8 protein-coding genes are annotated in these 12,518 nt (G+C 47.8%); 2 read left to right on the top strand and 6 right to left on the bottom strand.

Going from position 1 to position 12,518, the window contains the following annotated elements; translation table 11 throughout:
• Positions 1 to 155 precede the first annotated feature (155 nt).
• From A8709_RS21275 to A8709_RS21260, 4 genes are all read right to left on the bottom strand, one after another.
• The gene (locus tag A8709_RS21275; RefSeq protein WP_065854888.1) at positions 156 to 1,289 is read right to left on the bottom strand and encodes an SGNH/GDSL hydrolase family protein; all 1,134 of its coding nucleotides are present in this window, start codon (positions 1,287 to 1,289) and stop codon (positions 156 to 158) included.
• A 209-nt stretch (positions 1,290 to 1,498) separates the two neighbouring features.
• A complete protein-coding gene (locus A8709_RS21270) occupies positions 1,499 to 3,799 on the bottom strand; it encodes a helix-turn-helix domain-containing protein (RefSeq protein ID WP_065854886.1) in 2,301 nt (766 codons plus the stop codon).
• A gap of 127 nt (positions 3,800 to 3,926) precedes the next feature.
• Positions 3,927 to 6,257 carry a glycoside hydrolase family 95 protein gene (locus A8709_RS21265; RefSeq protein WP_065854884.1) on the bottom strand — a complete coding sequence of 777 codons (2,331 nt, stop codon included), beginning with the start codon at positions 6,255 to 6,257 and terminating at the stop codon, positions 3,927 to 3,929.
• 270 nt (positions 6,258 to 6,527) lie between these two features.
• Entirely contained in the window at positions 6,528 to 8,849 is a 2,322-nt protein-coding gene (locus tag A8709_RS21260) for a glycosyl hydrolase family 95 catalytic domain-containing protein (protein WP_141692606.1), read from the bottom strand.
• 148 nt (positions 8,850 to 8,997) lie between these two features.
• On the opposite strand from A8709_RS21260, the gene A8709_RS21255 reads away from it, so the two are divergent.
• Both A8709_RS21255 and A8709_RS21250 read left to right on the top strand, forming a co-directional pair.
• A complete protein-coding gene (locus tag A8709_RS21255) occupies positions 8,998 to 9,867 on the top strand; it encodes an AraC family transcriptional regulator (protein ID WP_065854880.1) in 870 nt (289 codons plus the stop codon).
• 514 nt (positions 9,868 to 10,381) lie between these two features.
• On the top strand, positions 10,382 to 11,629 hold the full coding sequence (locus A8709_RS21250) for a carbohydrate-binding protein (RefSeq protein ID WP_065854878.1): 1,248 nt from the start codon (positions 10,382 to 10,384) through the stop codon (positions 11,627 to 11,629).
• A gap of 67 nt (positions 11,630 to 11,696) precedes the next feature.
• On the opposite strand, the gene A8709_RS21245 is transcribed toward A8709_RS21250, so the two are convergent.
• Together A8709_RS21245 and A8709_RS35480 are read right to left on the bottom strand one after the other, a co-directional pair.
• Complete coding sequence (locus A8709_RS21245) at positions 11,697 to 11,963, bottom strand: hypothetical protein (protein WP_065854876.1); 267 nt, start codon at positions 11,961 to 11,963, stop codon at positions 11,697 to 11,699.
• A 332-nt stretch (positions 11,964 to 12,295) separates the two neighbouring features.
• Positions 12,296 to 12,427, bottom strand: a complete 132-nt coding sequence (locus tag A8709_RS35480) for a hypothetical protein (RefSeq protein WP_279615888.1) — start codon at positions 12,425 to 12,427, stop codon at positions 12,296 to 12,298.
• Positions 12,428 to 12,518 lie beyond the last annotated feature (91 nt).

The raw sequence follows: 12,518 nt of genomic DNA, 5'->3' as shown, positions 1-12,518 counted from the left end.
ACAACCGATTCTACGTGAAAACGTTTCCTGCTGTAAGGTACACTTGCGCTTTTTACGTACAAATCACCCTTTTCACAGGGGGACAATTTTCAACTGTACGGCCATTCCTGCCATGACTGTCCCATCATCCTCAACCAACGGGATTGTCTCTTCTATTAATTGCACAATAACCTTAAAATACGAAGACTCGTCCCTAAACTTCGTTCATCCTTCAAGCCGGTATGACGAATTGTCACTCGCCTGCTCCTACGCTCATCTTGCACAGGAAGCATGGCGATAATAGGACGAAACGCCTTCAAGCACCATTCATCAAACAGGTTGACCTGTTCGAAAGGCAGTCCATCTACCGCGTATTCAATAATCCCGCTGTCAGGCCCCCATAACATGAGCACGCCTGCACCCTGTCCCTCCACTGTAAACGTAAGCGATGCCTGATACGTATCCGTAAAGAGATGCTCCGTCTCGTACCTCCAATTCATAAGCGGCTCTGATGTTAATTGTTGCCGCACAAAGCCTTCCAGGTGGTCTGCTCTATCGACATCCAGCATTTCCGCATATTCATAGTTCTGGGGATTCAGAGGCGGAAGCACGAGTGCATTCCCTTGTGTGTGAACGGTGACCGCATTCGGGTTAAGTACAGCGTCCAGATACTCCCGCAAAAATTCGGCATATAAAGCATGACCCGCGTCATTCGGATGTACCCGATCGGAAGCAAGATCTTCCCAGCGTACTTGCTTTGAATTCATCAACTCGTAGACGATGGAAGCAAAGCTGATGGAAGGAATCGCATAGTACGCAGCTACTTCTTCATGAACAGCAATGTTGAAGGGTGTGCCTTCGGTCAAGTTTTTGTCAGCTGCCGTATAGATGAAGCAAATATCCGTACGTGGCGATAACCGCTTGCACTGACGTACAATGCCTTCCATTCCTCTGATCGATTCTTCCCGATCCTCGCCGTCATTCACGCTGAACTCAACAAACAACAAATCAATTTCGCCCTTAGAGAGTACGTGCTCATGCAGACGATGAGCACCGAAGGTAGAAGTTGTTCCACCCACTCCCGCATTGATACAAGTAACCTTCTCATGCGAGTAACGGTCCTTCAAGTACTTCTCCGTCAAGGCGCGCCAGCTTGTCACAACCAAGTCCGATGCGCCAGCCCCTTCGGTAATGGAACCGCCGAGAAAAGCGACGACAATGTGATCGTTACGCAAAAGTCTATCATTCATGTGAGGCAATCCTCCGCGAAGCTTCATTGCACCGTTCTTGGATGCGTTGATATTGTACATCTGTAATCCCCCCATAAATGAATAATCAATTCCTTGTTCGTAGTGTAGGGGAATATCTCCACTGCAAGATAGGTACAATTGCATCATTTGGCGTACAGTTACCCGATATGCACAGGGTACATCTGTCTGTTAAGCTTCCAACTCCCCAAGCGTGGATACCAAAAGAATCCCGACAGCATCGCCATCGGGATTTTCCTTATTTCAATTATTTATTCCGTCATAGATAGCCTGTATGAACTTGGTGAAATGCCTAACACACGTTTAAATGCCCTTCGGAAGGAGTGGGAACTGTTGTAACCGACACGCGAAGCAATTTCATCGACCGTATACATATTCCCTTTTAATAATTCGGCGGCGTGGTCCATTCTCACCTTTTCCAAATGATCGGACAGGTTCATCCCCGTTACCTCTTTAAACAACTGGGAGATATACTTTTCCGGACGTTCGACCTTCTCGGCAACACGATATAAGTTGAGATCGGGATCCTTATACATTTCAGCAATATAATGAATGATCTGCTCAACGGTTTTATTGTGATTATCATTCTTTTTACTGACAATCAAACCGCATAACGCTTCCATAATCCCATCCAGCTCTTGCATAATCGTTTCGATCTCGACGTTTGCCTGGATTCCAACAATTCTATTTTTGATATTCTCGAAAATGTCGGACTCCTGAAAGGTTTTTTGATCCAGCAATTTAAGGAAGGTTCCTTTCAGCTCCCCATTTAGTTGATGCTTCATCTCGATGGAAAGCTCACGATTATCCATATTCTGGGTAATAATAGAGCGAACAATCCGTTTGGCCTCGTCAATGTCCCCCACTCTGATCGTACTGATTAAACGCTGCTCCATATCGAGTGGATAATAATAGGTATCACTATCCGTGTGCGCATCACTATACCATAGAACCCCTGTTTTATTGATGTGCAAGGCATACTCCAATGCCTGTCTCGCTTGCTCGTAAGTATGGCTAATCTCCATCGCGTTTGCGAACGGGTTCCCTAACGCTGCCGTTATTCTAATTTTATACTCGTTAAAAACAGACTGGGCCAGTTCTTTCAGAATGCGCTCGATTTCCTTCTTACCTGCTTCATTGTTTTCCTCTGCTTCCATGCCTCCGAAAATGACGACGACCCGATCGGCTCCCAGATCCGTCATAGGAAGATGACCGCCGAGATCACGCAATGCCTGCTTCACGATAAGCCGAGCCGCATTCAACTCGTTGAGGATTTCGACGCTGTCCATGCCAGAGTACCCATTGATTTGTAAAATGCCAGTGTAGCCTGCATCTAATTGTAATTCGGAATTGACTTGGGCGGCAGCAGCAGCAATTTCTTCCTGCGACCGGAATTCGCCTGCAAGAAGCCGTTTGAGAAAAGCATCTCGAATTAAAGGAACCTGCCGGTTCAGCTCGGTTTCCAGACGCTTATTGTTCGTAATCATATTCGCTATATTTCCCTGCAAAAAGTCATACTCATTTCGTCCCATGGCAACGTCCTTGCCAAACTGCTCTTTCATCACAGTGAGCAGGCGATGCATGGGAGAACTGTTTCTGTACGCTTGCAACAAGCCCACCAGAAGCCCAACAATTAAAGCGGCACTAGTCACAGACCAAGTAATATATTTGATTTTATTGGCATTCTCCATGAGTACTTGTCTCGGAATTCCTGCTTGATAGACCCACCCCGTAGACTTAGAACGAATTGTAATGACCAAATCGTCGTTATAGAATTGACTGGCTTTGTTTTGGTCAAAGCTATGGTCTGAGGCTAACTTGCCAACATCCGCTTCATTGATGCCAAGCAAGCTAATGGTGTGTCCTTGGGCATCACTAATATGAGACCACCCGCCGTATTGATCTTTGAGGTCGGATAAGAGACTAGTAATGACTTTCTCATCAATAAGAACCACGACTGTCGCACGCGCGGTACCATTAAAACTATTCAATGGCAGTGATTGCATATAGGTAATGACAGAGGTTTGCACGCCATTGGTCATAAAGGAATTAAGCGGCATAATCTCCCTATTGTGCGTTTGCTCCAAGACCGTTTTTTTCCATTCATCCACCGGCAAATTCTTGTAATAGAACGTTTGATAATAACGTTCAGGCTGGAAATACGAAGAAGCTGGCGTAATGAGCACATTATAATTATTCAAATAGATATAAAATTGCTGCAAGAAATCATTCGTTTGGCTAAAGGCCTTAATGTCATTATTTACTTTCCAAATGCCATACAAATTGACTTTATCATCCGAACCTTTTTCGTTCATGAGAACATTCAACTCCTGATTCAGAGCCAACTGCCTCGTAAAACTTTCAACTTCAGACATTCTCCGTTCCAATATATCCTGACTCTTTCGAAGCTGTGTCACATTATTCTCAATAGATACGGACTGTGTAACTGCTATTGAGGTACGATATGACATGTATCCTGCGATACTAGGAATAAACAAGATCACGATATAGGAAATCAAAAATTTACGGAATATGCGTGAAAACTTTGGCATGACCCCTATCCCTCCATTTTTGAAAGCGTTCTCTAAATTGAATTACATTATACCACTCTGCGCCATTTTGAACAAAGGAAAGGCAACTACTTTTTGAATACTGACAGTAGCTGCCTTCGTCTGTTTGCTATGAGAGAACACGCTGATGAATCCGTTCTATGTTCAAATTGCTGTCGATTCGATACGTACAGTTTGGTTCCAAATTGATCTCAACTTTATGATTGCGGTAACGGACGGACTTATGGCCTGCCGAAAATGCCTGTATGGTTGCCTCTACGAATTCGCCGTTCACCCAAACTACATCGACCTCGGCATTCCCTTTGGCCCGGAGACCCCTGACATTTCCTGTATGCCATTTGGCTGGTAGAGCTGGGAGCAGATGAATGTCACCCGCATGGCTTTGCAGCAGCATCTCAGCGATAGCCGCTGTGCCGCCGAAATTACCATCTACCACAAATATATTCGTTTCCGCGCCGGCGATCCCTGCTTTGGAATACGTTAATAAATTGTCAAAACACAAATGGCCGATTAAATGCGTGAGATGCTTGTAGGCATTCTCTCCATCATGCAGTCTGGCGAAATTCGCTGCAAGCGCAGCTAACGTGAACTCGACATCCTCCAGCGTTTCGCGGCCCATCCGGTTCTCCAAGGTGACTCTTGCCGCTGCGCTGAGCTCCGGAGTACCTTCCGGCGTCACTTGATTACCCGGATAGAGACTAAACATGTGGGATAAGTGCCTGTGATCTGGCTGCGCTTCTTCATAATCTTCGAGCCACTCCTGCAATTGTCCTCTTTGTCCAATGAGAAGCGGCGGCAATAGGGCAATGGCATCCTTCAACTTCTGCCGCAGATCCTCATCCACTTCTAACAACGACGACGCTTCTAGGCAAAAGGTAAACAAATCTCGAACCAGAATCTGGTCCATCGTGGATCCCATTGATAATTGCTGTTCGCTTTTCTCGGAGTCGTTGACATAGAAGCTGTTCTCCGGCGAATTCGACGGCCCCGTCACTAGCCAGCCATACTTGGGATGAATCGTCATATAGTCAAGGAAAAATGCAGCCGCTTCTTTCAGAACAGGATACGCTGTTTCGGCAAGAAAGGCCCGATCAAGACCGAACTCATAATGCTCACGCAGATGCGTCGCAATCCACAGGCCTCCTGTTACATTCAGCCCCCACGATGTTTCCCAGCCTGGTGAGGCGAATCCCCAAGCGTTGCTGAAGACGTGAGCAACCCAGCCTTCACAGCCATAGAACTGCTGCGCCGCCGATCTTCCAGTTCCTGCTAATTGCTCAATAAATCGCATTAAAGGCAGATGGCATTCCGCCAAATTGCTTACTTCAGTTGGGAAATAATTCATTTGCGTGTTGATATCCAGATGATAATCACAGCTCCATTGCATCCGGTTGGCCTCGCCATCATTCCAAATCCCTTGCAAATTCAGCGGCAATGGTGAGTCCGACCTTGATCCAGCAATCGTGAGATACCGGCCATATTGATAAAATAAAGCAAACAATTGCGGATCATCATGCTGATCCTTCATGAATAGCTGTATTCTTTCGTCCGTTGGCAGGCTGGATTGACTGGTTACGCCCAATTCAACATGGACTCTTCTGTACAAACTGCGATAATCCGCGATATGGTCCTCTTTCAGACGGTCATACCCTTTGGCTATAGCGTTCTTCACTTGGCGCTCAGACTCCGAAGCCCATTCGTCGTTGTGAGTCCCGTAATCGGTATTGGCTGCCAAATACATAACCACGTCATCGGCGTTGACGATCCTGATATGGCCTTCATCCGCATACACCCTTCCGCCGCTGGCGATGACCTTCAGTGTACCTTGGCAACGAACACCGCATTCGCCATTACTATGCATACTTTCCGTCGCTTGACCTTGGAAGACGATGGTATCGTCATTGATCACGACAGCTGTAAAGTGATCTGTTCTGCCGAGGATTTGCACGGATAGAGATAGGCCCCCAGGCTGTTCACTAGAAATGCGCGAGGCTAGAATTCCGTCTGGATGTGAAGCCCATGCTTCTCTTGATATGCTATTTCCATTTGAAGTGTAGCCTGTATGCATGCAAGCGTTATCAAGATCCAGTTCTCTAACCAACTCATCTCCCGAATGGTCAAACGTTAACTTTACATCGCACACGGTTAGATTTGTTCCAAAATTCCCCTTCTTCGGCTGAAGAGACTGTTTCGCCAACGCGTCTCCACCCTTATAATCGCCCGCAAAGAAGTGCTCTCTCATTTGGTCGAGATTCGCTCTCGCCTTTGACTGATTTGGCAGCGATTCCGGTTCCCCTGACCAATAGGTCACTTCCGTAATGCTCCATGTTTCTTGCTCGACGCCCCCATAGATTACAGCACCCAAACGTCCATTCCCGATAGGCAATCCTTGTGACCAATTCGAGGCAGGACGCGTGTACCACAGTTTCAATTCATTCATATCGCGCCATCCTTATACGTAGTGTAGAATTCCGTTGAACGAGCTTTTTGAAGGCTAAGTCCAAGGCTAAATACTAATCGAAGTTCAAGAGCCCCATAATGGTTGCGCTTTCTTGATCCATATTGTAAGGGAAAGATCCCCCGCATGGATAGGTACATTTGCGGTATGATACGTACAATTGCTTCAATCTTGAAGGTACATTTCTCATGCGAGCATCCAACTTCCCCTTGTTTTATAGGCGTTTAGCGAGTAAGGAAAAATGGCCGCCCCTTAGGGCAGCCATTTCACAATGCGAATTATTTCTCCTGCAACCGTCTCAAGCTCACCTGCTTCTCCCTGCAGATGCTTCTCACCAAATGTGCCAATACATAATGCCCCTTCAGCCCATGGGATGTAAAAAGATAGCTTAGAACCTGCTTCGCTAAGAATCTCAATATGCTCAACCTCGTCTGCATGGAACGATGCACTGACCAAGAAGCCTCCAACTGCGCGCAATGTTTGAAATTGGGCAGACTTCCCCTTCGGCCAGTTCGGGAAAAATCGCAGACAACCATTATAGCTTTGCAGCAAGCACTCATTGATCACAGCGGGAAGCGAGAAATTTTCGAACCAAATACCCATGCGGGCCATAAAATCAAAGTTCGTTGTATCGGCATATCGTCCACCAGAGGCAAGCACTCTGTCTGTGCAGGTGCCATTGGGCAAGAGGCAGTAGGTGATCTGCCTTTTGAACCGTTCCAAATCCAAAACCCCCAGCCTTGCTCCCGCCATATTGTAAAAGACGAGATCATTGCCCCCTTCATTACGATGATTGCGGTAAGAGTTCACAGCAGTTTCGTATTCATCCTTGGGTGAATGAAGCCCATGCTCCTCGCCAGGGAAAACCGTTGTAATCGGATTCGGCACGTTATAGACGACCTCTGGGTCCTCCCCAGCTACGGATACGAAAACCTGCCCGCGATCAGATTGAGCTGTAGGATACGCAGGGAACCTGCTCAGAATCTCTTCAATCTCCTGCAGCAAGGCCGATTCGGTCTCTTGTTCTTGGAGAATGCCGCAGGCTTGTGTAAAAGCTTTAAACAAAAACTTAGTCAGCGTCAAATCAACGATACAATCGCTATTTTTGGCAAAACCAGGGGAAATCTCGTAAAGCTCAGGCACGACCGTCGGGAAAATATGATACTTGTCATCTCCCCAGCGCTCGCCGCTCGCCTCTGTCCGCTTCATATAATCCACCATGAATAACACGGCTTCTTTCATCGGCACGAACGCTCGCTCTCGGAGAAATGACTCGTCCATGGTATACAGATAATGCCACCAAAGACTCTGTACTGCCCAAGGCGTTTCACAGATTTCCCAACCCCAATGCGGTACAGGATACGGCATCATCGCCATTTCTACGGGATAAGCCGAATGCGGAAAGTACGCACCGCGCAGCTTGTAGTATTCCTTAGCCCACTTCTGGCTAACTGGAAGCACGTGATCAATCATATCGACATAGGGGATATGTTTATCCAAATGATTGCTCGAGAACGGCAGCCAGAAAGGCTGCTGCGTATTGTAATTCATATGGTAATCGCCATGCCAGTCGGCACCGATGGACCGATAACTCCAATTCGCGAACAGTCCGGGACACGTGACTCCCGCTTTCACCGCGCAGTTGAAGAAATAGAGATTCAAGTACCACGTCCGCTCGAGCAGCTCATCCTCCAGTGCGACTGCCGATCGGGACCAGTAGTCCCGCCAATGCTCCTCCGTACTGACTCGGGCGGCGCTGTAGCCTTCGAGCTCTGGCGGTGCTGTATTGGCTGTTTCTGTGAAGTCGGTGTACAAACCTTCCCACAATTCCACGCAAGCAGCAAAGCCACGATTTGCTCCTGATCTTACCGCTAAACGGAACGCTTTATCTTTCGGATGGCTCACATAAGGGGTTGAAGGCTGCTCCACATAAGAAAGAATCTGCGTAAAAGACTGCACCAGTCCCCCGGCCTCCTTATGAATATGGGCTGTAGGGAATTCCTGCGGCGTATCGGGATCAGGCAGTACGCTCACATCGTGGAAAAAGGGCAGCGGCTCTCCCGTGCTGGCATCTGTCATTTGCATCCAAAGCCTGTCATGTTCAGGCTCCACGAATATTTCAAGAGAGGCTAGCTTACCCTGGATAAGAAAATCAACAAGACAGCGCCCCTCTGCAATGTGCACCGTATGCCCTAACACCTCGGCGTCTCGCCGATCATAGCGAAGCAGCAGTGAACCGCATGGCATTGGCTTCGGGTAAGCTTTGCGGTAATTCCGACCTGCCATATCGCAATAGTCACGATACCAGGGATCCTCCGTCAACGAGGAAAGCTCGGCAGGTATGGCCAACAGCTTGTCGAATACATCCTGAAAGGTGCCGATGTCTTGCGCATGATCCTCTGCAATGCGAATATCCCATACATTGTTATGTCCAAAATGAAGCATAACCGCGTCCGGCCGCGTCGTAACCACGACACCTAGTCCGCCATTACCAAGCAGTGCACCCTCAAAAAAGTCAGGTGCAGGTCCTTCATAACGTATCGTGTGTTTGCGGGCTTGTTCAAATGTATCCATGAGCATCTCAGCCTTTCGTCTCTCTTTCTCACTTCAGATCTTTCTATAAATGTATCTGAATCACACTTCGATGTATTTAGCAGGTCGTCATTATTTTGCACAATCGTCGGATGATTTCGGCTCATCCCTTCCCACGGAGGTTACACCAATGGACTTTTCTGCCTTTCATCCTTATGTCTATTACGCAACGCGCTACTCCTTCTATCCAGGTCAGTCGAGCGCTCCGCGAATTTGTTATTCCAGCTCCATTTATCTGATAAGCGAAGGCTATGGCCTGTTGCGAACTGGCGATCGAACCTACGAGGCAGGCCCTGGTGCACTCTTTTATATGCCTGCAGGGCAGCCTCATGAATGGGTCGCGGATCAGCGGGAACCCATGGTGCATATCTGCTGTTATTTTGATTGGAACTATGTGGAACGGAAGTCAGTGTTTGATGTAGCCACGCCAATCTGCTATCAATTTGACCAGTTGCAGACTAGCTTTGTCGGGCCTCTGTTTCCCTATGCCATTCCGGAAATGGTGATAGTTGATTCCCTGCGGGTGTGGATCGATCTATTTCAGAGCTTCTACAAAGCAATCGAATATACGAATGAGCGTACGTTTATGAGAAGCCTTACGGCGCAGCGAAATTTCCAAACCTTTATCGACTACTTCTTAACATACATGCTGCAAGACAGCTACGTGCCGGATCCTAGAATCAGCCATTTGCTTGACCAAATAGAAAAAGATCTGCTGAACGGAACCATCCAGCCGTTAGCTTACTATTACGAAAGCCTGCACATTAGCCGAGGGCATTTCTTTGAGATTTTCAAAAAATCGACTGGCTACTCTCCCGTCCAATATTTGAATGGGCTTCGGATCAGCCGAGCCAAAGAAGATCTGCTTCACTCGTCGCTCAGCATTTCCAAAATTGCCGAGAAGTATCATTTCAGCTCCGTCCACTATTTCTCCCGCTTGTTTCATAAGCAAACCGGACAATCCCCTCGGGACTTTCGGGCTGCGGACCCATTTGAGTAAGGGAGTAGGAGTGGGGAGTGAGGAGTGAGAAGTGCGGAGTGAGAAGTGCGGAGTGAGAAGTACGGAGTGAGAAGTGCGGAGTGAGAAGTGCGGAGTGAGAAGTGAGAAGTGCGGAGTGAGGAGTGAGCAGAGATAGGATGAGAAGAAATGAGTTGAAGCCGTGTCAGGCCTCCTCACTCTTATCTGAAGTAACATCAAACTTCTTAAGAAGAGATAACCATGGCTACCCCTGCTTGCGTAATTATTGCTAGGTATCCTTAAATCTGACGATAGTTGCCTTAGGCTAGCACAGATAAAATAGAGAAGCGCAGCTAATTACCGCGTCCTGTGATGGTACAGGGGCGGTATTTATGCGTAGTGGAGAGATTCCCTAGACGAAGAAGGAAGGTGATGAATAACGTTGCAAGTCAAGATTAGCTAGCGATTAGTAGTGAACAGATTGCATGCATGAATCGGATCAACCGCACTTCTTTTCGACGTAAGGTGATGGAGAAGAATAAACAGGAGGTTGTTTATGAAAACAAAAGTGATGCTGTTAGTACTAGTTCTTTTTATGATGATGGGATCTGTGGTCGCGTTTGCTGCACCTAAAATCAATACGTTTGAACGGCCTGCAAGGGGAAGCGCTTACAACTTATCACAATGGGGGTTAGATGGTTGGAGTGCCCCTTGGGATCTCGGGATGAGCACGCGCACTTGGATTGACGGCTATAACTTTAACCACTCGGGTGGCCAATCGCTTCGCGTGTTTTATCCGCAAGGGCAGATCGATCCGCAAAACTCTGGCGCTCAAGCGCCATTTACGGTAACGCCAGGTCAGGAATACTACTTGTCCTACTGGGTGCGGTTTAGCAGCGATTTCAGCTGGGGGACGACGGAGCATGCTGGCAAATTAGGGCTCGGGTTAGCCGGCGGTGCTGCTTGCTCGGGCGGGCAGGAATGCACGGGCTACAACGGATTCAGCTCACGGATGATCTGGCGCGCTGGCGGCCAAGCCGCGATCTATTACTATCATATGGACGATGCTGGACAATACGGGGACTACGCTGTTTTGAAAAATAACGGTGCTGACATCATTTACCCAAAAGGTTCATGGGTCAACATCGTCCAGCGCCTCAAAGTGAACACCGTTACCGGCGGAAACGCCAATCCGGACGGTGAAATTCAAATCTGGTATAACGGCGTCTCGGCGGCCAATATTACAGGCTTACGCTTCGTACGTAATACCGATTTAGTGGATAAAGCGTACTTCTCCTCTTTCTTTGGTGGCGCTACCTCTGCATTCGCACCTCAAAATGACTCTTACGTCTGGTACGATGACCTTAAGGTTTCCACGAATCGCTCCGAAATTTGCGAGCTCGCTGTCGGCGGCTGCTATAACCGGACTTTCCAGGCGGAAAGTTATTCGTCCATGAGCGGTGTCATGACCGAAACCACCCCTGATACAGGCGGTGGACAGGACGTCGGCGGGATCGACAGTCAAGATTGGATTGCATTCAGCAATGTAAATATCCCGACAGCAGGCACTTACTTGGTCGAATATCGCATAGCATCCCCCAATAACAATGGGAAGTTATCACTCGACATCAACTCGGGCGGAACTGTTCTAGGCGAAATTAACATCCCCAATACCGGAAGCTGGTCAAGTTATCAAACCGTTTCCCATCAGGTTCAAATTCCTGCCGGCACGTATCAGTTCGGCCTCTATGCTGTAACTGGCGGTTTTGATATCAACTGGTGGAAGATTACGAAGTTGTATTAGTTTGTGTGCGGCTGCGCAGGGGTAAGTTGATTATTACTGCTTCTCACAAGATAGCCGGATTCTCCGGCTATCTCTTCACGCTTTGCCTCTGCTTCTCACGAGTAGCTGGATTTTCCAGCTTTCTCTTCACGCTTTGCCTCTGCTTCTCACGAGTAGCTGGATTTTCCAGCTTTCTCTTCACGCTTTGCCTCTGCTTCTCACGAGTAGCTGGATTTTCCAGCTTTCTCTTCACGCTTTGCCTCTGCTTCTCACGAGTAGCTGGATTTTCCAGCTTTCTCTTCACGCTTTGCCTCTGCTTCTCACGAGTAGCTGGATTTTCCAGCTTTCTTGTCACAGATTGCCTCTACTTCGCACAAAATAGCTGGATTCTCCAGCTATCTTTTCACGCATTGCCTCTGCTTATCACAAATTAGCTGGATTTTCCAGCTTTCTCTTCACGCATTGCCTCTGCTTCGCACGAGTAGCTGGATTTTCCAGCTTTCTCTTCACGCATTGCCTCCTGCTTCTCTCGAGTAGCTGGATTTTCCGGCTATCTCTTCACAGATTACCTCTGCTTCTCACGAGTAGCTGGATTTTCCAGCTATCTCTTCACGCATTACCTCTGCTTCTCACCAGTAGCTGGATTTTCCAGCTATCTTTTCACGCATTGCCTCTGCTTCTCACAAGTTAGCTGGATTTTCCAGCTTTCTCTTCACGCATTGCCTCTGCTTCGCACGAGTAGCTGGATTTTCCAGCTTTCTCTTCACGCATTGCCTCCTGCTTCTCACGAGTAGCTGGATTTTCCAGCTTTCTCTTCACGCTTTTCCTCTGCTTCTCACTAGTAGCTGGATTTTCCAGCTATCTCTTCACTAATTACCTCCCCTCCGCACAAGTTAGCCTGATTCTCCAC

The organism is Paenibacillus pectinilyticus, from assembly GCF_001700435.1.
Classification (GTDB): Bacteria; Bacillota; Bacilli; order Paenibacillales; family NBRC-103111; genus Paenibacillus_E; species Paenibacillus_E pectinilyticus.
Note: the sequence above shows the minus strand (reverse complement) of the source record. Positions and strands in the feature narration are given on the sequence as shown.